Consider the following 24,424-nt stretch of genomic DNA (forward strand, 5'->3'; position numbering starts at 1 on the left):
GCTTCACAGCTCGGCCACCGCCTCAGCCCCCCAGCCATAGCCGTCGCCCCACTGCGCCACGGCGAACCGCGCGCCTTCGCCGAGCCCGCCTGGCCAGTCCGCCGCCAGTTCAGCCGCCGCATAGACCGCCTCCAGCCCCTGGGCCTCCCAGACCCGCTTCTCCGCCGCGCCGTCCAGCACCCGCACCCGGAACCGGCGCGGGTCGACCTCGACCGGCTCGGCCTCCCAGCCCTCGCCGTTGACCCGCACCCGCGGCGTCCACGACAGCCGCCGCCCGCCGCCCTCGACCGCCACCCGCAGATGCGCCGGTCGCCAAGGCCGCGCCGCTCGCCCGGTCCAGACAAAGTCCGCCTCGCTGAACCCCGCCCCGCCCGGAGCCGCGCCCGCAGGCCCCGCCCGCCAGACCCTCGGCAGCCCCCGTTCGCCCGCCGCCACCTCAGCCCGCGCCATGTCGCGTTCCAGAAACACCACGACCGCCCCGGCCACAGCCCCCGCTACGCTCGCGTCTTCACTCCCCTGCTGCCCCCGCAACAGACCGCTCAGCCGCCAGACCTCGCCTTCAATCAGGTCCGCCCGCCGATACTGCACCACCTCCCAGCCCGCCGCCGTCTCCAGCGCCACAGCATTGCCGCCGCTTAACACCCCGCCCGCCGTCAGGCTCTCCGGGGCCCGCCCCTCGACGCGCACCATCAACGCATTCACCTCGTCCCAGCGCCCGACCACGCCGCGCCCGACCGCCTCGACCAGCGCCCCGACTGTCGCCGGTCGCTCCACCGTCACGCGCGGCGTCAGGGCGTCCACGCTCTCCCCCCCATGCACCGTCATCGGCGTCCAGGGCTCGGCCGCCACAGCCACCACAGGCCGCCCGTCGTGCTCCGCCCCCGGCAGAGGCGGCAGGTCCAGCAACCTTAGCAAGGGCGCCCCGACCACCGCCGGCCCGTCGCCGGGCCGCCAGTCCGTCGGCGCCTCGTCCGCCCGCACGACCATCACCGGCTCCAGCACCGCCGACGGCTGCTCGTCCACATCCAGCCGGGTCACGCGCCAGTCGCCCGTCCGCCCCTCGACCTGCACCACCTCGCCCGGCTCCAGCCGCAAGGCCTCCAGCGGCCCCAGCTTCACCGTCAACCGATCCGTCTCGCCCCCGGTCGTCGCCAGGGTACGCCGCGCCAGCGCCGGCAGTTCCAGATCGACCCCGCCGCCGTCGCCCGCGCCGCGCACCACCACCGACCCGGTCTGATAGTCCGCCGCCTCGTCGATAAAGCGCACCCGCGCCGCGCCCGGACGCGGCTCCAGCGACCGATCCGCTGTGACGCTCGCCCCCTCATCCGGCAGGGCCAAGGCCTCCGCCGTCAGCGTCAGCCCCACAGCCGTCTCGCTCAGCACCGCGATCCGCCCGCCCCGCTCGGCCGCCGTCGCGCCCAGACCCGCCAGCAGCGGTTCCAGCGCATCCCGCGTCCGCATCGGTCGATCAATCACATAGCCCGCGATCTCGCCGTCCAGCGCCCCGATCTCGAACGCCTCCTCCGCCAGCCCGCCGCGCTTCAGCACCGCCGCGACCAGATCCGCCGCCTCGCCGCCCATGCGCCCGTTCAGCCAGTGCCCGGCCCGCCAGGCCCCGGCGTCAGCCCACACGCCGCCGCGCGCCGGAAAGGCCGGAAACGGCCGCGCGTCCCAGCACCAGGCGTCCGCCCTCTCGACCATCCGCCCGCCATAGACGCTCGACACCGGATTGTTCTGCACGTCCTCGAAATGCGTCAGCACCGCCTCCAGCGCCCGCCGCTGCATCCGGTCGTCGCGCGCCCCCGTCGAGAAGGGCGGCAGGGCGTTCTCGGAACTCTTGGGGTCCTGGAACAGGTTCGGCGCATTGCCGCCCCGGTCCACCGCCGCACAGCCGAACTCGGTCAGCCGGATCGGCTTCATCCCCGGAACCCAGGCCGTCGGCGTCGCCGACCGCACGCCCGCGACCCGCTCATGGTGAGCGTTCGACCACCACCCCTTCAGGTCCTTGGGTCGATACAGCCAGTCCTCGCCATGCGCCCCGTCGCTGATCGGCGTCCGCACCTGCCCCGCCCGATCTTCGGCGCTGGCGTAATACCAGTCGAAGTTCTCGCCGCCCGCGACCTGCATCGCCAGATAGCCCGGGTCCGCCGCCCCCTCGAACGCCTCCGCATCCAGCCCGCCGTCGCCCGCGCGCCAGTCGCCCAGCGGCGGATACCAGTCGATGCCGACGTAATCGATATTCGGATCGGCCCACAGCGGGTCCAGATGGAACCGCGCCTCGCCGTCCTTCTGCCAGCCGAAATACTCCGACCAGTCAGCGGCGTAGCTCAGCTTCACCCCCGCCCCGACAATCGCCCGACACTCCGCCGCCAGCGCCTTGAACTGCGCCGTCGCCGGAAAGCCGCCGCCCGCATCCCGCGTCCCTGTCAGCCCCCGCATCTCCGAGCCGATCAGCAGGCCGTCCGCCCCCTCTTCCGCCGCCATCCGCGCATAGTGCAGCGCCAGCCGCCTCAACCCCCAGCCGCTCGCCGTCCCAAACAGGGCCGCCACCTCCGCCGCCGCCCCTGCGCCGTCCGTCCCGGCCACGCGCCCGCGCCACGGATAGCCAGGGCAGTCCATGAAGACGAAGGGATACAGCGTCACCTCCACCCCCCGCGCCTTCAGGCTGCGGATCGCCTGGCGCACGCTTTCGTCCGACGGCGTCCCGCCATAGGCCGGCCCGCCGTCGACCTGCGACACCAGATGCGCCTCATGCCGCTCCAGCCCGGCCACGCGCCAGCGCATCGGCTTGGTCATCTTGTCGCGCCGATCCACACCGGGTCGAACCTGACAATGTCCCGCCCGCACGTCGTCGCCGAACCAGCCGACGATCAGGCTGACCCGCTTCAGGTTCGGCGCCTGGGCCGTCAACTGATCCAGCGACACCTCGATATCCGCCCGCCCCTCGGCGTTGTTGACGTTCTCAGGCCTGCTCTCCGTCAGTCCCTCGCGCCGCATCACCGTCTCGGTCGCCAGACAGAATTCCCCCGCTCCAGGGATCAGACACACTCCCTCCAGCCGGTCCTCCAGCCGCCGCTCGACGCCCATCGGCCGACGAAACACCTCGAACGCCAGTTGCGGCGCCCGATTGCCGAACGGCCTCAGCGGCAGGTCCTCGAACACCACATAGGCCGTGCCGCGAAACGCCGAGACCGCCCCTTCCACCGCCTCGATCAGCGGGTCCGGCGTCTGCGTCTGCGTCCCCCGATGCACCCGCATCGTCACCCCGGTCAGGTCAAGCGGCTGGCCGTCGGCCCAGACCCGGCCGACCCCGTCGATCGGCCCCTCGCCCAGCCCGACGGCGAAGCTCAGCGAGTATTCGTACTCGACCGTCTTCTGCCCGCCCTTGCCGCCCGACCGTTTGTTCTTGGTCTCCAAAAACCGCGCGGCCCAGATCACCTGACCGACGACCCGCGCCCGCCCGAACACACAGGCCATCGGCGCCCCGTCCGCCGACGACTGCAGGCTCAAGGCCTCCAGCCTCGGCCCCTTCTGCCGCGCCGGCGACAGGCTGGCGATCACCCGGTTGTCGATGGCCCGGCCGATGGTCGAGCCGATGAACTGCCCGATCGGCCCGCCCACCTGCTGGCCCACAGTGCTCAATACGACCTGCGCCAAATCCTCAGCCCCCCGTCTTCACCGGCCAGCGAAACGCCGCGACCAGTCTTCGCCGCCACCACGGCCCCACCCAGCTCTCGACCACCGCCCGCCCCCAATAGGCGTGGATCATCTTCCACTCCGGCCCGTCATCGTCGCTCAGGATGGCGCAGTGCTTGACCGGACATCCCGCGCTCATCCGAAACAGCAGCACATCCCCGGCCCCCGCCATCGCCAGCGGAACCTCCACCAGCCGCCGCCTTGCCGCCTTCAGCAAGGTCTCCTCACCCCCGACCTCGGCCCAGTCGGGTCGGTAGGCCGGCGGCGCCTCCGGCTCGTCGCCCATCACCTCTCTCCAAACCCCGCGCACCAGACCCAGACAATCCGCCCCCTCGCCCTTCACGCTGGCCTGATGCCGATAGGGCGTCCCCAGCCACCCCCGCGCGGCGTCCAGAACAGCATCTTTCGATCCTCCCCCGCTTGGCGGGGGAGGGGGACCACGCAGTGGTGGTGGGGGCGGACGCACCCACGCCCTCTCCAGACCACCCTGGCCGATTTCCTCCCCTCCACCATGCTCCGCATGGTCCCCCTCCCCCGTCGCCTCGCGACAGGGGAGGATCGGCTCAGACACGCTCATCGCCGGCTCCCCCCGTCATTGCGCCCGGCGCCCGCCGGTCGCGCCGTCAGGAAGTCGTCGCCCGGAATGTCGGGAAAGCCCTGAAAGTTGACGCCGTTGCCGAACACGCCCGCACAGGTCGCCCACCGCTTGTCGCAGCTCCGGCCACCAATCGCCGCCGCGCTCAGACCACAGCGCCCGTCGCCCAGCACCGCGTCGCAGGTCCGGCCATAGGTCCGCCCCACCACCCGCTCCAGCGCCGCCATCGGTCCGTCCAGATCGGCGATAAAAGCCCCATTCTCGCGCCTGATCCGCGCCAGCGTTCCCGCCCACAGCCTTGCCGCGAGTTCCGGCCGCGCCCAGTCCACGCGCCACAGCGCGATCTTCGCGCCGTCAAACAAACCCGCCGCCACATCCGCCTCGGTGATGGCCGCATCATCCAGCCCGCCCGACGCCGACAGCCCCCCCGCCGCCAGTCCCGCTTCGGCCTCGCCCGCCCCCGCCGTCCAGCCGCTGCCGGCGCGACAGACCACGCCCTCGACGCTCAGGTCCCGATCATGATCGGTGAACCCCATCACCACGCCGTCCGCCCGCCTCAGCACCCAGGCATGGCACAGCGTCGCCGCCCCGCTCTCGATGCGGTCGGCCAATTCGTTCGGTATGTCTCTCATCGTTCCCCTCTTTCCTCCCCACGCGTGGGGAGGAAAACGCGCCGCCTAGACCCGCACCTCGATCAACGGCATGGCCACCATCCGCCCCGCGCCGAAACTCTCCAGCGTCACCTCGATCCGGTCGGCGTCGAACCGCACCGGCGTGTCGAACACAAACCCCGCCGTCACCATCGCGCCCGAGGCCGGCGCCGCCGCCAGCGTCACCGCCCCCGTCGCCGCATCGACCTCAAACCCGCTCGTCTCCACGCCGCCGACCGCCACCCGCACCGAGCCCTCGACCGGCTTCCTGATCCGTCGCTCATGGTCGCCGTAAGCCTTGCTCAGGCCAAAGCTGCGCCGCGTCCCGTCGCCGACGCCGATCCTCTGATCCGTCGCCGCCACCGCCTCGCCCGGCGCACAGCTCTTGAAGTCGGCGAAGTCCCGGAACCGGAACCCGTACAGCCGCCCGCGTCGCGCCTCGAAAAAGGCCGTCAGCGCCGCCATGTCGTCCAGCGACCGCAGCCCCGCCCCGATCAGATAGCGCCGGCGCCCCTCGGCCCAGGGCGTCGAGCGCCGCTCGAACCCGGACCCCAGCATCGTGATCTCTGTCCGCCGCTCGACCCCGCCGGTCGACCCGAACGCCAGCCGCGCCGGCAGACGCACCTCGTGAAAGGCCATTGATCCCTCGCATGTATTTGAAACTGCGTCATTTTGGAACAAGATGAGATCCGCTCGCAGAAATCCTGTCCCAAGGTCACGCTTCGACTTGTCTGAAAACCGGCGCTCAGCCATGCTCGCGTCAAAGCGGCAGGGGCCGTTCAGATTCAGGAGACTTCCGAGTGCGCGGTGAAATTCTCAGCTATGACGACGTGTCGGGCACCGGCCTGATCAGCGGCGACGACAGCATCCGTTACGGCTTCGCCCGGTCGGCCATCCAGGCGGGCGGAACCATCCGCGCCGGCGCCCGCGTCGACTTCGTGCCGGAAGGCCTGGAAGCGACCCAGATCATGGTCCTGGCCGGCGATCCCGCCGCCGCCTTCGGCGCCGCCGCCAGCTCGGCCTACACTGCCCGCGACACCGGCGGCGGCTATGACTTCACCAGCGCCCTGTTCTCGTTCAACGGCCGTCTGCGCCGCCAGCATTTCTGGATCAGCTGGCTGATTCTGCTCGGCGCCGGCGTCGTGACCGGCTGGATCCCCTTCCTCGGCCTCATCCTGTCGCTGGCGATGATCTGGCCCAACCTCGCGATTGTGGTGAAGCGCCTGCATGACATCGGCAAGTCGGGCTGGTTCGCCGTCATTCCCTGGGTCGCCAACGTCGTCGGCTTCGTCATGATCATCGGCGCCGTCGGCACCGCCATCATCACCAACCCCGGCGCCTTCGAGAGCGAAGACCCCGCCGTGGCCCTCTCCATGCTGGGCTCCATGATGGGCGGCCTCGCCGTCATGTTCCTGGTCAACATCGCCTTCCTGCTCTGGATCGGGATCACCGACAGCCAGCGCGGCGACAACAGGTTCGGCCCCAATCCCAAGGGCGAATAAGACCAAGGGGCGCTCTTCGGAGCGCCCCATTCTTTTGGTGGCTAACGCGAAGCGCGCGGCGCTTCGCTGCTTGAGCCACGCTTTTTGAGGCTATCGCGAACCGCGCGGCGGTTCGCTGCTTGAGCCTCGTTCTTTTTGGTGGCTATCGCGAACCGCGCGGCGGTTCGCTGCTTGAGCCTCGTTCTTTTTGGTGGCTATCGCTCGGCGCACGGCGCCTTGCTGCTTGAGCCACGTTTTTGGTGGCTATCACGAACCGCGTAGCGCTCCGCAGCCTCAGCCCCGCTACATCCGCCGCGCGCCCAGGGCCGTCGCCCGTGCCAGCATCCGAGCGATCTGCGCCTCGGACCGCAACAGCCCCTGCGCCCCGCCGTCCACGCTGACATTGACCGTCACGCCCGCACCGCCCATCGGCTCGATGCTGCCCGCGCCCGCCGGTCGAAACACCTCCGGCCCGCGCTCGCCGACCAGATAGGCCCCGCCGCCCAGCACCGGCCCGCCCTCGGCCCGCGCCCCGCCGAAACTGTTCATCACCGCCGAGATCGCGTCCGACAGGCCCCCGCCCCGCCCCGAACCCGCCGCCGCATTGACCGCGTTCAGCACCGCCCGCGCCAGCTCGGCCAGGGTCACCTCCCCGTCCGCCGCCGCCCGCGTCAGCGACCGCGTCAGGCTCTCGCCCGCCCGCCCGAACGCCTCCTCGATCGAGGCCGCCGCCCGCTCCGCCGGCTCCCTCAGCGCCTCCAGCGCCGCCGCCGCCTCCGCCGCCTTCACCGGCACGGCGTCGATCCCGTCGGGCCTGAAACTGTCCGTCATTCCAACACTCCTCCCCATTTCATGGGGAGGGGGACCACGAAGTGGTGGAGGGGGCGACGCCGCCCTCTCCCGTCGAGACGCCCCCTCCGACACTCTGCTCAATCCGGCCAGCGTTCGTGCATCCGCTCCAGTTCGCCGCGCCCCAGGGGCGCCGCCTGAACCGGCCCCGCCGTCAGCATCCGCCATTCCTTCAGCGACAGCCTCCAGAACCCCTCCGGCCCCACGCCCATCCGCGCCGCCGCCTGCAACATCTCACCCCACTGCCGGTCCTGGGGAGTCATGCGGCCGCCGCAAACGCCTTCGCCACCGCCTCCGCCGCCTCGCGCGGATCAACAGCCGCGCTCGCCAGACCGTCCGCCAACACCGCCTCGCCGCCGCCGCGCAGCAAGGCCGCCAGCACCACCATCAGATCCCGCGCCGACAACATCCGCATCCGCTCGGCCAGCGCCGCCATCCCGGCCACGCCCAGCCCCGTCTCGATCTCGGCTAAGGCCCCCAGCGTCAGACACAGCCTCCGCTCCGCCCCCGCCAGCACCGCCGTCGCCTCGCCCCGCACGCCGTTCGGTGAAACCATTGCACTCTCACCCCCACGCGATAGCATCGCGCCATGTTGAAACTTCAGACTGACTTCAACGCACTATCGGACAGCGATCAGGCATGGGGTCTCTGGCTTGATGGCCAGCGTTTCGAACCCCTCGCTGGTTCAGTCGGCGCCAAAGTCGGCGACCGGGTTGTTATTCTCGAGCCAGAGGACTTCGAGGTTGAGGGCGAACTTGGCTTTGGCCTCGTTGATGCGCCCTGCCGAAGCGACACCGAAATGTGGTTCGTCAAAGTCGACTGGTCCACGCTCCGCCGCTTCTAGAGCGCCGCGAAACTGATCTCGCCCGCGCTCGCCAGGCTCAGCGCAAAGCTCGCCTCCCCCTCGTGCTCGCCGGCGTATTCCAGCGCCGCCACGATGAACGCCCCCTCCAGCACCCCGAAGTCCGGTACGATCAGCCGCCATGTCTTCGCCGCCTGCTCAAAGAAGGCCTCGCGGATCAGGGCGTCGGACGCCGCATCGCGGAAGATCCCCTGCCCCGACACCGCCGCCGACTTGACCCCGGCTCCCGCCAGCAGCTCGCGCCAGCGCCCGGCGCTGTCGCCGTCGGTGGCATCCACCGTCTTGGCGTTCAGCGAAATCGTCCGCGCCCTCAGCCCCGCCACCGTCGTAAAGACGCCCGCCGCGCCCTCGATCTTCAGCAAGATGTCCTTGCCGCGTTGCGCCGTCATGTCTTCAATCCTCCCTTGTCGCGCAGCGACGGGGGAGGGGGACCGCGAAGCGGTGGAGGGGGCAAGCCCCACGCACAGTCCCCAGCCGCCCCCTCCACCATGCTGCGCATGGTCCCCCTCCCCCGCTGCGCAGGGGAGGATCAATTCAGCCTCAAATCTCTTCCGTCACGGCTCGCAGCCGCATCACCGCCCACGCCCGTTTCAAGTCCGCGCTGCGAAACACATCGGTGAATGTCACGCCCAGGCTGACCGCCCTCACCCCGTCGGCCTCGACCGCTGCGTCCGCCACCCGCGCCCGCACCGCCGCCGCCACCGCCCGCGCTTCTTCCATCCCGGCAAAGCGGCTGGCGCAGGTCAGGGTCAGCCGATGCTCGACCCCGCCGCCGTCCGCGTTCAACCCCCGGCTCTCGCCCTTGCCGATCAGCAGATGCGGAAACGCGGGCTCCTCCGGCGGCTGGTCCCAGACCCGAACCGGATCGCCCAGCAGCGCCTGCAAGGCCGCGTCGCCCTTCAGACGCGCGATCAGCGCCTTCACCAGCGCCCCTTCATGATCCCTCATCGCGCCCGCTCCAGGTTCAGCCGCACTCGTCCCGCCGCCTTCGGATCCGCTTCCAGGCCCAAGACGCCCCAGTCCGCCCCGCCGAACCGCACCACCAGCCCCTCGGCCAGCCGCGGATCGCTTCGCACCGTGGCGCTCAAGGTCTCCACCCCGCGCGTCACGCCGCCCTCCGTCCGCTCGCGCCGACGCCTTGCACCCAGCTCCAACCACAACGACCCGACCGGCTCATAGCTGACCACCCGCCCGCCATAGGGCGTCTCCGCCTCCACCGGCCGCACCAGGCTCGCGACGACCTTCACAGCCGCACCACGCGATAGGGCGCAATCCACCCCTCGACCGGCGCCACGCTCATCTCGCCCTCGCCGCGCTCATAGGCCCGCAGCACCAGCATCATCACCGCCAACCGCAGCGGCGCAGGCGACGTCGAGGCCAGGGCCAACCCCACCTCCCCCTCCACCCGCGCCCGTGCGGCGTCGATCAGGGTCTGGATCAGCCCGTCCTCCGCCTCATGCTCGACGCGCAGGAACAGCTTCGCCTCCGTGAGGGTCACGGGTGCGCTCATGATTAATTCTCCCAATGATCTGCTTCCTTCTCCCCTTGGGGGAGACGGTGGGCGCCAGAGGCGCTCGGATGAGGGGTAGGGCTCAGAAGGCAAACGGCCGACGTCGCGCACGCGCACCCGTCCCCCTCATCCGTCTCGCGCCGCGAGCCCCCTTCTCCCCTGGAGGGGAGAAGGACGACCCGTTCACTCCACGACTACGAAGCCGCGAACTTCATCAGCTTGATCGCATCAAAGTTCTGCACCCCGCCGCCCACGCGTTTGGTCGTGTAGCACAGCACATAGGGCTTGGCCGAATAGGGGTCCCTCAGCACCCGCACCCCCGCGCGATCCACGATCAGATAGCCGCGCGAGAAGTCGCCGAACGCGATCGACAGACTGTTGGCCGCCACATCCGGCATGGTCTCGATCTCGGTGACCGGATAGCCCAGCAACGACGCCGTCTCGCCCGGTCGCGTCGCCGGCGACCAGACATAGTTACCGTCCCCGTCCTTGAACTTGCGCACCGCCGAGACCGTGCGGCGGTTCATGACAAAGCGGCCGTTCGGCCGATACTGGGCCTTGGGCGCATAGATCAGGTCGATCAGCTTGTCCGCCGGACTGGTCGAGGCGAAAGCGCCTGCCGCCCCCGAGGCCACCGTGCCGATCTGGCCCCAGGTCTGCGTGCCCTCGGTCGCCGTCGCATAGGCCAGGAAGCCCTTGGGCTTGTTGACCCCGTCGCCGCTGACGAAGGCCGCCGTCTCCTGCGCCGCAAAGGCGTCCTCGACCTCGGCCGCCAGCCATTCGTCCAGGTCGATCAGGGCGTCGTCCAGCAGGCTCTGCGTCGCCGCCGGACAGGCGTAGAGATCGGCGGAAGAGAACTCCAGCAGGCTCAAGGTCGCCGGGTCCGTCTCCGGTCGCGCCGCCGTCTCGGCGACCCAGCCCGCCGTCACGCCCGCCGTCGACACCGGCTTGCGGAACACGCCGGAACCCACCGTGCGCACCGTGGCGATCTCGCGCATCGGCGAGCCCGCCATCAGACGTCGCTCGATGGCCCGCTCGGTCTCCGGCGGCACGACATAGCCCGCCGAGTTCGACGCCGACGACAGCCCCGCCTTCAGCTCCAGGCCATGCGCCTGACCCGACTTCATATAGCCGTCCCAAGCCGCCTTGGCCTCCGGCGCCGCCACAGCGGGCGGCTCGGCGCCCAACATCGGACGACGGCCCTCGCTCAGCGCGCGGTCGAGACGCGCCTGCGCCCCCGCCACCGCCTGATCGATGCGCGCCACCTTCTCCTCCAGCAGCACGTCCGCCGACGCCTTCTTCTCGATCTCGTCCAGACGGGCGTCGTTCGCCCCTTTGAACGCCTCGAACGCCGCCATCATCTCATGCAGGGCGGCGCGCGCCTCGGGCGATGCCGAGGCGGTCTTGGTCTCTTTCATGCTCTCTCCGCTTGAAGAACCGCGATATGCGGTTACGCTCGGCGCGCGACCCGCTTCGAGTCGCGCCCTGTTTCTGCCGCCGCGCAGGACGCCTCCGAAAAGGATCGCCCATGCGGCCGCTGTTGTCCCTGTTCGCCGCCCTGTCGCTGAGCCTCGCTCCCGCCGCCTGGGCCGCGGACGACGCCCGCCCGGCCCAGGTCGAGGCCTGGCCCCTTCAGCGGACCGGCACGATCGGCTCGGCCATCTTCATTCAGGACCGCGCCGCCTGGCGCGCCACCGACGTGCTGCTTGCCCAACTGGACGGCGCGACGGATCACGGCCTGATCGGCTGGATCGTCGTCGAGCAGGACGACGCCCAACTCGTCCGCTTCCTGCGTGGCGACCCGGCCGCGCCTCTTCCCGGCTACGACATCCTCGTCGACAAGAACGGTCGCGCGGGCCCGGCGATCAAGTCGACGGACGCCGCCCTCCCCGACGATCAGATCGCGCACTACCTGGCCCGCAACACCGCCACCGCCAACATCGGCGCCCTGCGCTGCACGGCCAATTTCAACACGGTCGTGCTGGACGACCCCGACAGCGACGGCTGGCTGGTCTGGCTCCTGGCCGCCACCAACGACGCCAATATTGTCCCCATGGGCGGCCACTACCGCTTCCACATCAGCGCCGACGGACGCACCGTCGAAAAACGAGAACAGCTGTCCAACGGCTGCCTTAACATGGACCGCCGCCAGGCGGGTCAAGACGGCCAGCCCGCCGCCCTCGTGACCAGCGTGCTGGTCGCCCCCCAGCCGCTCGAGGTTCACGTCTTCCTCTCCCTGCTCAACCGCCTGCCGATCTACGTCGCCGCCGGCGACAAGATCTGGACCGTCGAGGGCGCCCGAATTCAGGAAATCGACACCTCCAAGGCTAGATAAGGTCGTCATGCCCGCCCCGATCTTCACCCTCGCCGACCTCTGGCCCAGCCTCCTGCAGCCGCTGCTGCTGGCCCTCTTCCTCGCCCTGTTCCCGCCCGGCGCCTTTTCGCATCACAAGGCCGTCAAGACGTCCCGCTGGCGCCTCGCCGCCGGCGTCTTCGTGGTCGTCTTCCTGCTTGCCGTCCCCGCCTCGCTCGTGAAGGCGGCTTTCCAGCGCGGCGCCGTCGCCGCCGGATCGGATCACCCCGTCCTGATCGGCTACGCCGCCGGCTTCGCCATCCTGCTCCCGACCCTGGCCGTCCTCTTCATCCTGCTGCGCCGCTTCCGCTCACGACCGGTCTGAACCGCGCCCCCGGCAGCATCGGAAACGTCACCAGCGACACCTCCCACAGCTCCACCGCGCTCAGCACCCTTAAGCGCCCCTCGCGCCGCGCCTTCGCCGCACGGAACCCGATCGACAGCCCGTCCAGCGCCCCCGCCCGCGTCAGCGCCTGGGCGTAGCGCGCCTCTCCCGACCAGTCGTGGAGGCGCCCGCGCACCCGCAAGCCGCGCTCGTCCTCGACCATCTCGTCCCAGACGCCGACCACCGCCCGGCCCTCGTGCTGATGCAGCATCCTCACCCCCGCCGCGCCGGTCTTGCGCAGGCTGTCGGCGAAGGCGCCGCGCGCCACGACGTCCCCGTTCAGGTCCGCCGCGCCCCACAACGAGGCATAGCCTTCGATCCACAGCAATCCTCCCCCGCCTGCGGGGGAGGGGGACCGCGCAGCGGTGGAGGGGGCGGCTTTCACGCTCGACTTCAGCGACAGGCCCCGACCTTCAACACTGAAATCATGCAGGGCCGTTCCGCCCCCTCCACCATCCTGCGGATGGTCCCCCTCCCCCGCTCCGCAGGGGAGGATCGGATGATCGCTCATCACTTCTCCTCCAGCCGACGTTCGATCCGATCCACCGTCGCCCGCACAGCCTCGCCCTGGGCCTCCACCCGCGCCAACCGCTCGGCGACCAGCCTCTGCTCGCCCACCCTCTGCTCCAGGGTCGCGATCCGCGCCGCCGCCCCGCCGGCCCAGACCAACCCGCCGATGGTCTGCACCAGCAGGGCCGCGATCAGGGCGACGGGCGCCTTCTTCACCGCGTCCATCACTCGCCCACCCCCGCCATCCGCCGACGCTCCTCGTCCGTCAGGAAGCTCGCCGCATTCAGCCGCGCCCACAGCGCGTCGCGCTCGACCTGCAGCGCCGGAACCGCATCCAGATCAGCCTCGATGCGGCAGTCCGCAAACCGCCCGCCCAGCCAGCCCGTCATCGCCCCCGCCGCCTTCCTCACCAGCGGGATCACCGTCCCGCGCCAGAAGGCCGCGTTGGCCTCGCGATAGTTGGCGTAGGTCGCATCCCCCGGGATCCCCAGCAGCTGCGGCGGGACCCCGAAGGCCAGCGCGATCTCCCGCGCCGCCGCGTGCTTGCCGGCGATGAAGTCCATGTCGTGCGGCGTCAGGCTCATCGGCTTCCAGTCCAGCCCGCCTTCCAGCAGCAGAGGCCGCCCGGCGTTCCTCGCCCCCGCATGGGCCTCGCCCAGCTCGGCTTTCAGCGCCTCGAACTGCTCGCCCGTCAGCCGCTCGCCGTCCCTGGCGCCATAGACCAGCGCCCCCGACGGCCTGGCCGCATTGTCCAGCAGCGCCTTGTTCCAGGCCCCCGAGGCATTGTGCACGTCGATGGCGAAGGCCGCCGCCTCCAACGGTGAAAATCCGTAGTGGTCGTCCGTCGGGTGAAACAGCTTCAGATGCATGACCGGCGACCAGCCGTCGCCATGCCGCGCGATCCGCACCGCCTGTCCGCCGACCGCATACTCATAGGCCTCGGGCCAGCCCGCGCGGCCCGGCACCACCTTCACCCGGTCCGGCCGCAGCACCCACAACTCGTCCGGCGCCCCATCGCCATCGGCGTCCCCCGACGCCTCGACATAGGCGTTCCCCGCCGTCTGCAAGGCGCCGTAAAGCGCCTCCATCAGCTCCCCGCCCGACTGCTCGGGATTGGGCTTGGCCAGCAGCCGCGCCAGAGGATGCTCAGTCGTCCGCACGCCCCCGACCATGACCATCAAGGGCGTCGACGCCGCCGCCTCCGCGATCATCCGCACACAGCGATAGGCTATCGCATTCTTCGCAAACCCCTCCTCGGCCAGATGAGCATAGTCCCGCGGCGTCCACCGCGCCCGACCCGCCCCGGTCAGGGCGATCAGCGGCCCCGTCCGGCTGTCCTTGGTTTCAGGCGCGCCAACGCGCCGCCGACCAAACGGTCGTCGCCAATCCATTGATATCTCCATGATCTATCTTTCCTCCCCATTCCATGGGGAGGGGGACCGCGTAGCGGTGGAGGGGGCGACGCAAACGTCTCCCGTCGAGCCGCCCCCTCCGTCACGTCGCCTTCGGCGCCGCGCCACCTCCCCATCGCTGCGCGACAGGGAGGAAAAATCTAAAGCGCCCGCAGTCTCGGCTGCGTCTTCCCGGCCAGCAGCAGATGGGTCAGCGCCCACACCAGGGCGTCCGCCCGGTCGGGGCTTTTCGCCCCCGCCGCCTCGCTCCCCAGCGCCATCATCTCTTCTTCCAGCGCCGGAAACGCGCCGCAGTGAACCGCCCGCCCCTGCTCATAAAGCGCCGCCACCGGCTCGGCCCGCGCCTTCTTCGACCGGCTGGCGTGCACCAGCTTGATCTGAACCTCGCAGTCCGCCTGGGCCAGCAGGGTCCGCACCATCTCTCCGCCCTGATTGGCCTCGGCCAGCACCAGGTCAGCCTTGAACTCCGCCGCCGTTTCCGCCACCCGCTGCGCCCATCCTGCGAGCGACAGGCCGCGCGCCGAACGGTCGGCCAGCACGTAGCCGACCTTGTCCTTCCGCCCCGCGACCACGATGCCGCAGGCGTCGCCGTGGGCGCTGGCCGGCGGGTCCACCGCCACCACCACCCGCTCGAACTTCGCCGGTCTCGCGCCCCGCGCCCGCGCCAGATCCTCGGCTCGGAACAGGGCCCCGTCGGCCTCGACGATCAGCCCCTCCATCTCCTGCGCCTCCAGCCGCGTCCCGGCGTAGAGGGCCTTCAGGTGGCCCAGAAAACCGGGCGACAGATTGTCCGCATTGGCCGCCGTCGCCAGCCGCGCCCGCGCCACCCCCGGCTCGGCCAGCAACCGCCGCAGCGCCGCAATCGGCCTCGGCGTCGTGGTGATCGCCAGCTTGGGATCCTCCCCCAGCCGCAAGCCGAACCTCAGGTTCGACAGCGTCGCCTCCGGGTGCCGCCAGGCGCAGAACTCGTCCGCCCAGGCCGCATGAAACTGCGGCCCGCGCAAACTGTCCGGGTCCTCGGCCGAGAAGGCATAGGCCGCCGAACCCGACGGCCAGACCAGCCGTCGCCGCCCTGCCTCCCAGCGCGGCCGATTGTCCCGCGCCGCCTGCGCCTTCAGCCCCGACGGCCCCTCGACCATGACCTCGCGCACGTCGTGCAGCGCCGGCCCGACCAGGGCGAAGGTCCAATCCTTGTGCCGCGCCAGCTCGTTCATCCAGAACCCGCCCGCAAAGGTCTTGCCCGACCCCCGCCCGCCCAGCAGCACCCAGGTGCGCCAGTCAGCGTCAGGCGGCCAGATTTGTTCGTCGTTCAGCCTCGGCGTCGCCTTCAGACCCGCTCTCAAGGCTGCCGCCAGCTGCTCGCGCGGCAGGCTCTCGACCCAGTCCCGCAGTTGCTGACTTGCGTTCAAACGCTGCGACCAGATGATCGACACGGGCGTAGAATTCGGCCTGAAGCCCGGCCAGGTCGGCGTCGCTGATGTCACGATCGTCTTCGCTCATTTCATCCTCTTCGGGGTTCCGGCTCTTGCGGGACAGGCTGACTTTCAGGGCCGCCACCGCCTTGGCCGTCCGCGCCAGAACGCCAACGGCCCGCGCCCGCTTCTCGGCCTCGGCCACGTCGGCCGGCGCCTCGGCGGCGACCACCACGGCGATCGCCTGATCGGTCGCGGCCTGCAGTTGGTCGAACACCCGGTCCAGCCATTCAGGGCTCGCCTTGGCTGCCCCCGCCTCGTCCCTATTTCCCGTCATGCCCAAACCATAGCGGACCAGCGTCCTCAGGCTGGCGAACAGCCGCGAGAACGGATCAATCCCGGGAAATTTCAGGGTTTGCCGCCCGCCACTGCGATAGCCGGCGGAGGATGACTTCTCTTTCCTGCCCATTTCATGGGGAGGGGGACCACGAAGTGGTGGGGCGACGCCGACGTCGATCATTTGAGCGCTAACTCCGGGACACGACAGCGTCGCCCCCTCCGTCACGGCCGCTACGCGTCCGCGCCACCTCCCCATTTCATGAGGAGGAAAACATCGCCTCAGCTCGCCAGCGCCGCCCGATCGCCGCCCGCCAGCCAATGGGCCAGGGCCCCCGCCAGCTCGGGAATCTGGATCGGCTTGGCCAGATGCCCGTCCATGCCGCAGTCCAGGCAGCGCGCCACCTGATCCGCCTGCACATTGGCCGTCAGGGCCAGGATGGGCGTGCGCCGCCCCGTCCCCGTCTGCATCCGCCGGATTTCCCGCGTCGCCGTCAGCCCGTCCATGACCGGCATGTGCACGTCCATCAGCACCAGGTCATAGGCGCCCGTCTGCATGGCCTGCACCGCCTCGGCCCCGTCGCAGACGGTGTCGATCTCCAGCCCCAGTCCGCGCAGGATGGCGCTGACCAGCTCCCGGTTCCCCGGCGCGTCGTCGGCCATCAGGATGCGTCCTCCGGCCATGCCGCCCGGCGCCGGCATGGCGTCGTCGCCGCTGGCCAACCGCCCGACTGCGCCGCCCATCGCCAGGGGCGCTTCGAACCAGAAGGTCGCCCCCTCGCCCGGCCGGCTGTCCACGCCGATCTCGCCGCCCATGATCTCGATCAGCCGACGCGAAATGGCCAGCCCCAGCCCGGTCCCGCCATAGACCCGCGTGGTCGAGGCGTCGGCCTGGGTGAAACGCTCGAACAACTGCTCGATCTTCTCGGCCGGAATGCCGATGCCGGTGTCCGTCACCGCCACCCGCAGCCGCCAGCGGCCCTCGGCGTCCGGCGCCCCGCCGACCCGCAGCGTCACCCCGCCCTTGCCGGTGAACTTCACCGCATTGGACAGGAAGTTCAGCATGACCTGGCGCAGCCGCCCGGCGTCCCCGGTCAGGACTTCGGGCATGGCCGCGTCGACCTCGACCTTCAGGCTCAGCCCCTTGGCCACGCACTGCCCCTCGACGATGGCCGCGGCCCCCTCGACCAGGGCCGCGACCGGGAAGGGCTCGGGGTCCATCTCGATCGCGTTCGCTTCCAGCTTGGAATAGTCGAGAATGTCGTTGATGACCCCCAACAGGGCCTCGGACGCCGTGGCGATGCGCTCGACATAGGTCCGCTCCTCGGCCGGCAAGGCCTCCGAGGTCTGCAACAGGCCCGAAAAGCCGATCACGCTGGTCAGCGGGGTGCGCAGCTCGTGGCTCATGTTGGCCAGGAATTCGCTCTTGGCCTGGGCGGCCTTCTCGGCCCGCTCCTTGGCCTCGATGACCTCGTCCTCCAGCAGCTTGCGCTGGGTCATGTCGCGGATGACCACCACCACGTCGTCGACCTGGCCGTGCTCGTCGGTCAGCGCCTTGAAGGCGGACTCCACCCAGACCGTATGGCCCTGACGGTGCACCGCCCGGTGCTCCAGCCGCGTCGGCCGGCCCGTCCTGACCGCCGCGCTGATCGCGTCCAGCACCTGCTGCCGGTCCTCGGGGTGGACATAGTCGGTCGACTGGCCGCTCATGTCCTCAAAGGTCCAGCCCAGCAGTTGCTGGATGGCCGGCGAGATATACTTGCTCGACCCGTCCATCTTGACGCGGGTGATGACGTCGCCGGTGTTTTCGGCCAGCAGGCGATAGCGCCGCTCATTGGTCTGGGCCGCCCGCAACAGCCGCTCGCGTTCGGTCACGTCCTGCAAGACGCCGAACAGGGCGATGACGCGGCCCGTGGCGTCCTTTTCGGCGGCGCCCTCGGCGGCGACCACCCGTTCCAGGCCGTCCTTGCCCAGCAGCCGCAGCTTGAAGCTGTAGCCGTCCCCGGCGCTCAGCGCCCGCGCGACCAGCCGCTGGATCTCGTTGCGGTCGTCGGCGTGATAATGGCCGAACACGTCGTCCAGAGTGGGTGCAAAGGCCCCCGGCTCGACCCCGTGAATGCGATAGATTTCGTCAGACCAGGTCACTTCGCTCGTGGCCAGTTCATAGCGCCAGCGCCCGACCCCCACCATGTCCTCGGCCAGCCGCAGCGTCTCCAGACGCGCCGCTTCCTGCCGCACGGCCTCGGCGTGTTTCAACAGGTCGCCGGCCAGGCCCGCCAGCTCGCGGATCAGCCTCAGCTGCGCCTCGTCCGGGGCGGGGCGGGGCTTGACGTCCAGCACCCCGATGGCGCCCACCGGCTGTCCGTCCGCCGCGCAAACGGTCGCCCCGACGAAGAAGCGGACTCCCGGCGCGCCGATCACCATCGGGTGGTCGCAGGTCGCAGACGTAGCCAGGGTGTCCTCGATCACCAGCACCGCGTCCGGCCCCATCTCGGCCAGAACATGGCTGACGCTCTGGAGGCGCGGCACGCTGACCTCGTCCAGACCCACGCCAGACCGGAACACGGCCCGGTCCTCGTCCAGCACTGTGATCATGGCGTGCGGCGCGTTGAACGCGGCGCAGGCGATGGCGGCCAGCCGGTCGAACGCATCGCGTTCCGCCCTGTCCTTGTCTCCTGCTCGCGCCGCCACGATCCCCATCACTCTCCCCTAACCCCGCTCGGCAAATTATTCGTTAGCGTCCCCGCCGCGCTCCAGCATCCACTCGGGCGCCTCGAAATCCAGGGCGTCCTCCTCGGTCGCCAGAGCCGCCTCGGAAATCGTCTGCCGACGGATCGAAACTCCCGCCGTATGCACCGTTTCCGGATCGCCCGAGATCAGCGGATGCCACCAGGCCAGACCGCGCCCCTCATGCACCCGGCGATAGCCGCACGACGGCGGCAGCCAGCGCAGCCCCGCGATCTTGCCGGGCGTCAGCTTGATACAGTCCGGCACATGCGCCTGCCGGTTGGCGTAGTCCGAACAGGTGCACTTGTCCGGGTCGAACAGCTTGCAGTGCACCCGCGTCGGCACGATCTCGCCGGTGTTCTCGTCCTCGAAGCGAATGACGCAGCACAGGCCGCACCCGTCGCACAGGCTCTCCCACTCGGTCGCCGACATCTCGGTCAGCGCTTTGGTTTCCCAGAAGGGACGTTCCATTCACTCCTCCCCTGCGTCGCGGGGGAGGGGGACCATGCGCAGCATGGTGGAGGGGGCGGAACTGTGCATACGCTGAGCCATGAGAGCGCCGCTCCTTACAGAAAAACGCGCCCGGAGTCTGCGTCGTGCGATGACGCCGCCCGAAGCCGCCCTCTGGACGCGCCTGCGTCCGCGCCGCGACGGCCTGCCGAGCTTCCGCCGCCAGCACCCGATCGGCCCTTATATCCTCGACTTCTACTGCGCCCGCTTGCGCCTGGCGGTCGAAGTCGACGGCCTGATCCACGGCACAGGACAAACGCCCGCCCACGATGACCGACGCGACGCCTGGCTGCGCTCACAAGGGATCGAAGTCGTCCGGTACTCTGCGGCCGATGTCCTGCGCGATGCAGACGCCGTCGCTCATTCCGTCTGGACCTTGGTTCTGTCCCGCACACGCTAGCCCCCGATCCTCCCCCGTTCGCGGGGGAGGGGGACCATGCGCAGCATGGTGGAGGGGGCGGCTACAGACGGGCGTTCAAAGACCATCGCGCTGCGTCCAGCGCTCGCCCCCTCCACCCCGCCGGCTACGCCGTCGCGGTCCCCCTCCCCCGCTACGCAGGGGAGGATCGAAGATTCAATGCGTCACGCTCTTTGAAAAGACGTTGATCACCACCACCCCGCCCACGATCATCACCAGTCCGATGACGGCCGGCGCATCCAGCTTCTGCTTGAACAGGACCAGGCCGATCAGCGAGATCAGCACTACGCCCAACCCGCTCCAGATGGCGTAGGCCAGCCCCACCGGCATCTGCTTCAGCGCAATGGTCAGCAGGTAGAAGGCCGCCGCATAGCAAACCGCCAGCCCCGCCGTCGGCCACGGCCGGGTGAACTGCTGCGACGACTGCAACAGCGTGGTCCCCAGCACCTCCAGACCGATGGCGCCCAGCAGCGCCGCCCAGGTCACGGGGTTCATGCCTCGCCCGCCTCCGACAGCAGGCTCCCCGGCGTCAGCAGCGACAACAGGGCCTTGCGCTGGTCGGGCGACACCTCATGCGTGCCGAACAGGTCGCTCATCCACAAGCCGTCGGCGATCAGCCGCAGCATCAGGGCGTCGTCCCTGCCCGCCGGATCAACCGGATCGTCCTCGGCCAGGGCCTGCATCGCGGATCGCCAGCGCTTGATCAGACCGGGCTCGACGGCGCAGGCCACCAGCGCCGCCCGGCCGATGCTGACGTCGCGCTCCGTCACCGGGTCATTGACCGTCGCCCGCAGATAGGCCCGCGCATTGCGGCCATAGGGGTTGGGATCGCGCGCCGCCTCATCCAGAACCTGAGCCGTCATCTCACCGGCCAGGTGATCGATCACCCCTTCCAGCAGGGCCAGCTTGGTCGGAAAGTGATGCAACAAGGCGCCCTTGCTGAACGGCAGACGCGCGACCACCGCGTCCAGCGTCAGCCCCATCGCCCCCTGATCGGCGGCGACCTCGATGGCCATGTCGATGATCTCGGCGCGGGTGGTTTCCGGCGCGCGGCGGCGTGTCTGGGCGTCCATGGCCGCTACATACCAACCGGACGGTTTCCATCCAATTCAATTTCAGCGAACACCGCACTTCGACTTGATGCGCGACGGGCCAGACCGCTAAGACAAGCGCAGCATCAGGCGGGGGCCAGCGTGATTATCGGTATTGATCTGGGAACGACCAACAGCGCGGTCGGCGTCTGGCGCGACGGCAAGGCGGAGCTGATCCCCAACAGCCTGGGCCACCTGCTGACGCCCTCCGCCGTCAGCCTGGACGACACGACCGGCGACGTCCTGGTCGGTCTGGCCGCGCGCGAGCGGCAATCGACCCACCCCAGCCTGACCGCCACGGCCTTCAAGCGCTACATGGGCGCCAGCCGCGCGACCAGGCTGGGCAAGCAGAGCTTCCTGCCGGAAGAACTGTCGGCCCTGGTCCTGCGCCGTCTCGCCGACGACGCCGCCGCCTATCTGGGCCAGCCGGTGACCGAGGCGGTCATCACCGTCCCCGCCTATTTCAACGACAAGCAGCGCAAGGCCACCCGCCGCGCGGGCGAACTGGCCGGGCTCAAGGTCGAGCGCCTGCTGAACGAACCGACCGCCGCCGCCCTCGCCTACGGCATCCACGAACTGGACGACGAGAGCCGCTTCCTGGTCTTCGACCTCGGCGGCGGCACCTTCGACGTCTCGGTGCTGGAGATCTTCGAGGGCGTCATAGAGGTCCGCGCCTCCACCGGCGACAACCGCCTCGGAGGCGAGGACTTCAACCAGCTTCTGATCGAGGCCTTCGGCAAGGCCGTCGGCGACCGCCTCTCGGCCCAGGATCGCGCCGATCCCCTGCTGCGCGAGCGTATCCGCGCCGCCGCCGAACGCGCCCGCCGCGCCCTGACCGAGGGCGCCGCCGCCACCATGGCCGTGACCTGGAAGGACGAAGGCTTCGAGCACGCCTTCACCGCCGACGCCTTCGAGGAGATGTGCTCCGGCCTGCTGACCCGGCTGCGCGATCCGGTGCTGCGCGCCCTGCGCGACGCGGGCCTGCGCGCCGACGGCCTGCAGGAGATCGTCATGGTCGGCGGGGCCACGCGGATGCCGGTCGTGCGCCGCGCCCTGACGCGGATGTTCGGCCGCTTCCCCTCCAAGGCCGTCGATCCCGATCAGGCCGTGGCCCTGGGCGCCGCCATCCAGGCCGGGCTGAAGTCGCGCGACACGGCGCTGAAGGAAGTCGTCCTCACCGACGTCTGCCCCTACAGCCTGGGGGTCGAGGTCAGCGAACGCGGCCCCGGCGGCATGGTCCGCCACGGCGTCTTCTCCCCCATCATCGAACGCAACACCGTCATCCCGGCCAGCCGCGTCCAGGTCTATTCGACCATGGAGGCCAACCAGCGACAGGTGAAACTGCCCATCTATCAGGGCGAGTCCCGCGCCGTGATCGACAACATCCGCCTGGGCGAGCTGGATGTCGCCGTCCCCGCCGCCCCGGCCGGCGAGATCGCCATCGAGGTCCGCTTCTCCTACGACATCAACGGCCTGCTCGAGGTCGACGTCCACGTGCCCAAGACCGGCGAGCGCCGCGAACTGGTCATCGCCGACGAGGACGTCATGTCCGGCCCCGACTTCCTCAAGCGCCGCGAGGCCCTGGCCGCGCTCAAGCACCACCCGCGCGACGCCGACCTCAACCGCGTCATCCTGGCCCGCGCCGCCCGCTGCTACGAGGACGCCCTCGGCGACCAGCGCCACTTCATCGGCCAGCACATGGACCGCTTCACCTTCATCCTGGAGCGCCAGGATCCGCGCGAAATCGAACACGGCCGCGCCGAACTGACCCAGGTCCTCGACCAGTTCGAAGGCGCGACCTGGCTGTGAGCGGCTCCATCTGGCGCGAACTGGCGATCTCCCCTTCCACCGACGAGCGCGAAATTCGGCGCGCCTACGCCCGGCGGCTCAAGATCGTCCATCCCGAGGACGATCCGCAAGGCTTTCAGGCTCTTCGCGCGGCCTTCGAACAGGCGATGAACCATGCCCGCCACGCCGCCTGGTCGGGGCAGGCCTGGCCCGAAGACGACGCGGTCGAGGGGCTGGACGCCGCCCCTGCCCCCGTCCAAGGCGGGGCTGACCACACGGCCTCGGTCTCGACCCTGGACCAAACCCCGCAACAGGACCCGGCCCTGGTCGCCGAGATCGAGCGCGACCGCGCCGAACGCGCCGAGCACCAGCGCCGCTGCGACGCCCTGTCCGAGGCCCTGCGTCAGCCGACGCCCCATGACGAAGCCATCCTGACCGCCCTGGTCGCCGTCTTCCGCTCGCCCGCCCTGGGCGCCCTGGACGTGCACGAGTCGACCGAGCACTGGCTGGGCCAGTTGGCGGGGCAACGCGGCCCCGGCATCGGCGCCCTGCTGGAGCCGACCATCACCTTCTTCGGCTGGGACCACCGCCCCGTCGGCGACCACTGGAACCCCGGGCTGGGCGCCCTGCAACACCGCGAGGACCTCGAGACCATCCGTCGTCTGCGCAACCCGTCAGCCAGCAGCCATGAGGCCTTCACTCTCCTCAGCCAGCCGATGACTTCACAGGCTCGCCGACAAGCGAGACTGTCTTTCGGCGTCAAGCCCCGGGTCGCCGAGTTGCTGGCCCAGTTGGATCACGACTTCCCCCATCTCCAAGCCTATCTGAACACTGAGACAATCGCTTGGTGGCGGGACTATCTATCTCGCCCAAGATTCGACAGCGGCGCCCTCTGGACCGTCATCGGCATCCCCCTTCTGTTCGGCTTCCTCGGCTGGGCCGGCGCAGACCCCAAGGGCCCAAGCTCTACAGGCTTGCTTGCTGGCGCATTCCTTGGCCTGGCCCTGAGCCTAGCCGCCGTACTGATCCTTCACTACGTCTTCGTCCTTCCGCGGTGGCGGATTTCAAGACGACAAAGCGCCCTCCCCCTCTGGGCCTCTTCGGGTTGGGCCCCTGCGACAGCAGCCCTGCTGCTGGCCGCCGCAGCGCCTCCAAACCCATCCGAAAACATCGACCTGATCCTGACCGCTCTCGTCGTGCTGACCGGCCTCGCCCTCGGCGTTTGGGCGCTGATCGTGACGGATGCTGAACCCTGGAGCCTGCGTCTGCGCTGGTTCTGGACCTGGCCTCCAGTCGTTCTGTCCTTGGCATCGATTTGCGGCGCGGGTGTCGCTGGACACCTGCCCCTCGTCGCGGCGCTGCTCATCGCCATGCCTATCTTCGGCGTCGGCGGCCTACATCTCACACGACGCTGGCCCGATCGTCTTCCAGCAAGAGGCCGAGCCGGCCTTCTACTGGCCGGCGTCGCGGGGGCAGGCGCACTTCTCGCCTATTCTTCTCTCCACTTCTGGATGGCCCCCCTTGCCCTCGCCGTGCTGAGTATCGCGGCGGCGCTCGGCATCATCGCTTCGCCATATCAATCGCCCATGATGGTCGGGATACGCCGATGGGCGACCCCGATTGGCGTCTTCCTGACATTCATGAACTTCTTGGAGAGTCCTGACCTGAAAACCTCCGTCTTCGCCTGGGGCGGCGCCTGGATCGGAGGGATTCTGGCGCTGACGACGCTCGGCGACCTGCTTCTCGCTCACTGGCCGCAGAAAAAGCGCCAACGCCGCAAGTCCGCCGACCGCTTCGCCTAACTGCGATGGCGATCGGGCGCGGGGCAGGCTATAGGCC

General features: G+C 69.9%; 28 protein-coding genes. 7 read left to right on the plus strand and 21 right to left on the minus strand.

Annotated features, from left to right (window positions below; all coding sequences use genetic code 11):
- Positions 1-3 precede the first annotated feature (3 nt).
- The 4 genes from P0Y52_11040 to P0Y52_11055 all read right to left on the minus strand — a co-directional run bounded on the left by P0Y52_11040 (position 4) and on the right by P0Y52_11055 (position 5,580).
- Entirely contained in the window at positions 4-3,633 is a 3,630-nt protein-coding gene (locus P0Y52_11040; GenBank protein ID WEK59486.1) for a glycoside hydrolase/phage tail family protein, read from the minus strand.
- A 28-nt stretch (positions 3,634-3,661) separates the two neighbouring features.
- The gene (locus P0Y52_11045; GenBank protein WEK57072.1) at positions 3,662-4,039 is read right to left on the minus strand and encodes a peptidase P60; all 378 of its coding nucleotides are present in this window, start codon (positions 4,037-4,039) and stop codon (positions 3,662-3,664) included.
- A gap of 230 nt (positions 4,040-4,269) precedes the next feature.
- Positions 4,270-4,923, minus strand: a complete 654-nt coding sequence (locus P0Y52_11050) for a DUF2163 domain-containing protein (GenBank protein ID WEK57073.1) — start codon at positions 4,921-4,923, stop codon at positions 4,270-4,272.
- A gap of 45 nt (positions 4,924-4,968) precedes the next feature.
- Positions 4,969-5,580 (minus strand): DUF2460 domain-containing protein, encoded by a 612-nt coding sequence (locus P0Y52_11055; GenBank protein ID WEK57074.1) that lies wholly within the window; start codon positions 5,578-5,580, stop codon positions 4,969-4,971.
- Between the two features lie 161 nt (positions 5,581-5,741).
- Here P0Y52_11055 and P0Y52_11060 point away from each other — a divergent pair, with 161 nt between their 5' ends.
- Positions 5,742-6,443: a DUF805 domain-containing protein gene (locus P0Y52_11060; protein ID WEK57075.1), complete on the plus strand. Its 702-nt coding sequence runs from the start codon at positions 5,742-5,744 to the stop codon at positions 6,441-6,443.
- A 282-nt stretch (positions 6,444-6,725) separates the two neighbouring features.
- Here the strand turns inward: P0Y52_11060 and P0Y52_11065 are convergent, their stop codons facing one another.
- The 3 genes from P0Y52_11065 to P0Y52_11075 all read right to left on the minus strand — a co-directional run bounded on the left by P0Y52_11065 (position 6,726) and on the right by P0Y52_11075 (position 7,827).
- Positions 6,726-7,253: a phage tail tape measure protein gene (locus P0Y52_11065; protein WEK57076.1), complete on the minus strand. Its 528-nt coding sequence runs from the start codon at positions 7,251-7,253 to the stop codon at positions 6,726-6,728.
- Between the two features lie 98 nt (positions 7,254-7,351).
- Positions 7,352-7,534: a phage tail assembly chaperone gene (locus P0Y52_11070; GenBank protein WEK57077.1), complete on the minus strand. Its 183-nt coding sequence runs from the start codon at positions 7,532-7,534 to the stop codon at positions 7,352-7,354.
- Complete coding sequence (locus P0Y52_11075; protein WEK57078.1) at positions 7,531-7,827, minus strand: GTA-gp10 family protein; 297 nt, start codon at positions 7,825-7,827, stop codon at positions 7,531-7,533. The genes P0Y52_11070 and P0Y52_11075 overlap by 4 nt, the downstream gene beginning before the upstream one ends.
- A gap of 33 nt (positions 7,828-7,860) precedes the next feature.
- Here P0Y52_11075 and P0Y52_11080 point away from each other — a divergent pair, with 33 nt between their 5' ends.
- The gene (locus P0Y52_11080; GenBank protein WEK57079.1) at positions 7,861-8,115 is read left to right on the plus strand and encodes a hypothetical protein; all 255 of its coding nucleotides are present in this window, start codon (positions 7,861-7,863) and stop codon (positions 8,113-8,115) included.
- On the opposite strand, the gene P0Y52_11085 is transcribed toward P0Y52_11080, so the two are convergent.
- The 5 genes from P0Y52_11085 to P0Y52_11105 all read right to left on the minus strand — a co-directional run bounded on the left by P0Y52_11085 (position 8,112) and on the right by P0Y52_11105 (position 11,061).
- Positions 8,112-8,522 carry a phage major tail protein, TP901-1 family gene (locus P0Y52_11085; GenBank protein ID WEK57080.1) on the minus strand — a complete coding sequence of 137 codons (411 nt, stop codon included), beginning with the start codon at positions 8,520-8,522 and terminating at the stop codon, positions 8,112-8,114. The genes P0Y52_11080 and P0Y52_11085 overlap by 4 nt on opposite strands.
- A gap of 151 nt (positions 8,523-8,673) precedes the next feature.
- Positions 8,674-9,081: a DUF3168 domain-containing protein gene (locus tag P0Y52_11090; protein WEK57081.1), complete on the minus strand. Its 408-nt coding sequence runs from the start codon at positions 9,079-9,081 to the stop codon at positions 8,674-8,676.
- The gene (locus P0Y52_11095) at positions 9,078-9,380 is read right to left on the minus strand and encodes a head-tail adaptor protein (protein ID WEK57082.1); all 303 of its coding nucleotides are present in this window, start codon (positions 9,378-9,380) and stop codon (positions 9,078-9,080) included. Before P0Y52_11095 ends, P0Y52_11090 begins: the two co-directional genes overlap by 4 nt.
- Positions 9,377-9,643 (minus strand): head-tail connector protein, encoded by a 267-nt coding sequence (locus tag P0Y52_11100; protein ID WEK57083.1) that lies wholly within the window; start codon positions 9,641-9,643, stop codon positions 9,377-9,379. Before P0Y52_11100 ends, P0Y52_11095 begins: the two co-directional genes overlap by 4 nt.
- A 194-nt stretch (positions 9,644-9,837) precedes the next feature.
- Positions 9,838-11,061 carry a phage major capsid protein gene (locus P0Y52_11105; protein ID WEK57084.1) on the minus strand — a complete coding sequence of 408 codons (1,224 nt, stop codon included), beginning with the start codon at positions 11,059-11,061 and terminating at the stop codon, positions 9,838-9,840.
- Between the two features lie 110 nt (positions 11,062-11,171).
- Here P0Y52_11105 and P0Y52_11110 point away from each other — a divergent pair, with 110 nt between their 5' ends.
- Positions 11,172-11,978, plus strand: a complete 807-nt coding sequence (locus tag P0Y52_11110) for a hypothetical protein (GenBank protein ID WEK57085.1) — start codon at positions 11,172-11,174, stop codon at positions 11,976-11,978.
- 7 nt (positions 11,979-11,985) lie between these two features.
- Positions 11,986-12,321 (plus strand): hypothetical protein, encoded by a 336-nt coding sequence (locus P0Y52_11115; protein ID WEK57086.1) that lies wholly within the window; start codon positions 11,986-11,988, stop codon positions 12,319-12,321.
- Here P0Y52_11115 and P0Y52_11120 read toward each other — a convergent pair.
- From P0Y52_11120 to P0Y52_11150, 7 genes are all read right to left on the minus strand, one after another.
- On the minus strand, positions 12,284-12,709 hold the full coding sequence (locus P0Y52_11120) for an HK97 family phage prohead protease (GenBank protein WEK57087.1): 426 nt from the start codon (positions 12,707-12,709) through the stop codon (positions 12,284-12,286). The two genes, P0Y52_11115 and P0Y52_11120, sit on opposite strands and share 38 nt — an antisense overlap.
- Positions 12,710-12,891: 182 nt before the next feature.
- Complete coding sequence (locus P0Y52_11125; GenBank protein ID WEK57088.1) at positions 12,892-13,116, minus strand: hypothetical protein; 225 nt, start codon at positions 13,114-13,116, stop codon at positions 12,892-12,894.
- The gene (locus P0Y52_11130; protein ID WEK57089.1) at positions 13,116-14,294 is read right to left on the minus strand and encodes a phage portal protein; all 1,179 of its coding nucleotides are present in this window, start codon (positions 14,292-14,294) and stop codon (positions 13,116-13,118) included. The genes P0Y52_11125 and P0Y52_11130 overlap by 1 nt, the downstream gene beginning before the upstream one ends.
- A gap of 149 nt (positions 14,295-14,443) precedes the next feature.
- Complete coding sequence (locus P0Y52_11135; protein ID WEK57090.1) at positions 14,444-15,646, minus strand: terminase family protein; 1,203 nt, start codon at positions 15,644-15,646, stop codon at positions 14,444-14,446.
- Positions 15,588-16,235: a hypothetical protein gene (locus P0Y52_11140; protein WEK57091.1), complete on the minus strand. Its 648-nt coding sequence runs from the start codon at positions 16,233-16,235 to the stop codon at positions 15,588-15,590. Before P0Y52_11140 ends, P0Y52_11135 begins: the two co-directional genes overlap by 59 nt.
- Before the next feature lie 98 nt (positions 16,236-16,333).
- On the minus strand, positions 16,334-18,751 hold the full coding sequence (locus P0Y52_11145; protein ID WEK57092.1) for an ATP-binding protein: 2,418 nt from the start codon (positions 18,749-18,751) through the stop codon (positions 16,334-16,336).
- A 27-nt stretch (positions 18,752-18,778) separates the two neighbouring features.
- Positions 18,779-19,249: a YcgN family cysteine cluster protein gene (locus tag P0Y52_11150; GenBank protein ID WEK57093.1), complete on the minus strand. Its 471-nt coding sequence runs from the start codon at positions 19,247-19,249 to the stop codon at positions 18,779-18,781.
- Between the two features lie 79 nt (positions 19,250-19,328).
- Between P0Y52_11150 and P0Y52_11155 the strand changes: the two genes are divergently transcribed.
- Positions 19,329-19,688, plus strand: a complete 360-nt coding sequence (locus P0Y52_11155; protein WEK57094.1) for an endonuclease domain-containing protein — start codon at positions 19,329-19,331, stop codon at positions 19,686-19,688.
- Between the two features lie 174 nt (positions 19,689-19,862).
- Here P0Y52_11155 and P0Y52_11160 read toward each other — a convergent pair whose 3' ends face one another.
- The gene (locus P0Y52_11160; GenBank protein ID WEK57095.1) at positions 19,863-20,201 is read right to left on the minus strand and encodes an SMR family transporter; all 339 of its coding nucleotides are present in this window, start codon (positions 20,199-20,201) and stop codon (positions 19,863-19,865) included.
- Positions 20,198-20,779 carry a TetR/AcrR family transcriptional regulator gene (locus P0Y52_11165; protein ID WEK57096.1) on the minus strand — a complete coding sequence of 194 codons (582 nt, stop codon included), beginning with the start codon at positions 20,777-20,779 and terminating at the stop codon, positions 20,198-20,200. Before P0Y52_11165 ends, P0Y52_11160 begins: the two co-directional genes overlap by 4 nt.
- A gap of 120 nt (positions 20,780-20,899) precedes the next feature.
- Here P0Y52_11165 and P0Y52_11170 point away from each other — a divergent pair, with 120 nt between their 5' ends.
- Together P0Y52_11170 and P0Y52_11175 are read left to right on the plus strand one after the other, a co-directional pair.
- Positions 20,900-22,606 (plus strand): molecular chaperone HscC, encoded by a 1,707-nt coding sequence (locus P0Y52_11170; GenBank protein WEK57097.1) that lies wholly within the window; start codon positions 20,900-20,902, stop codon positions 22,604-22,606.
- Entirely contained in the window at positions 22,603-24,387 is a 1,785-nt protein-coding gene (locus tag P0Y52_11175; GenBank protein ID WEK57098.1) for a hypothetical protein, read from the plus strand. The genes P0Y52_11170 and P0Y52_11175 overlap by 4 nt, the downstream gene beginning before the upstream one ends.
- The last annotated feature ends 37 nt before the right edge of the window (positions 24,388-24,424 follow it).

Source organism: Candidatus Brevundimonas phytovorans (genome assembly GCA_029203145.1).
GTDB classification, from domain to species: Bacteria; Pseudomonadota; Alphaproteobacteria; order Caulobacterales; family Caulobacteraceae; genus Brevundimonas; species Brevundimonas phytovorans.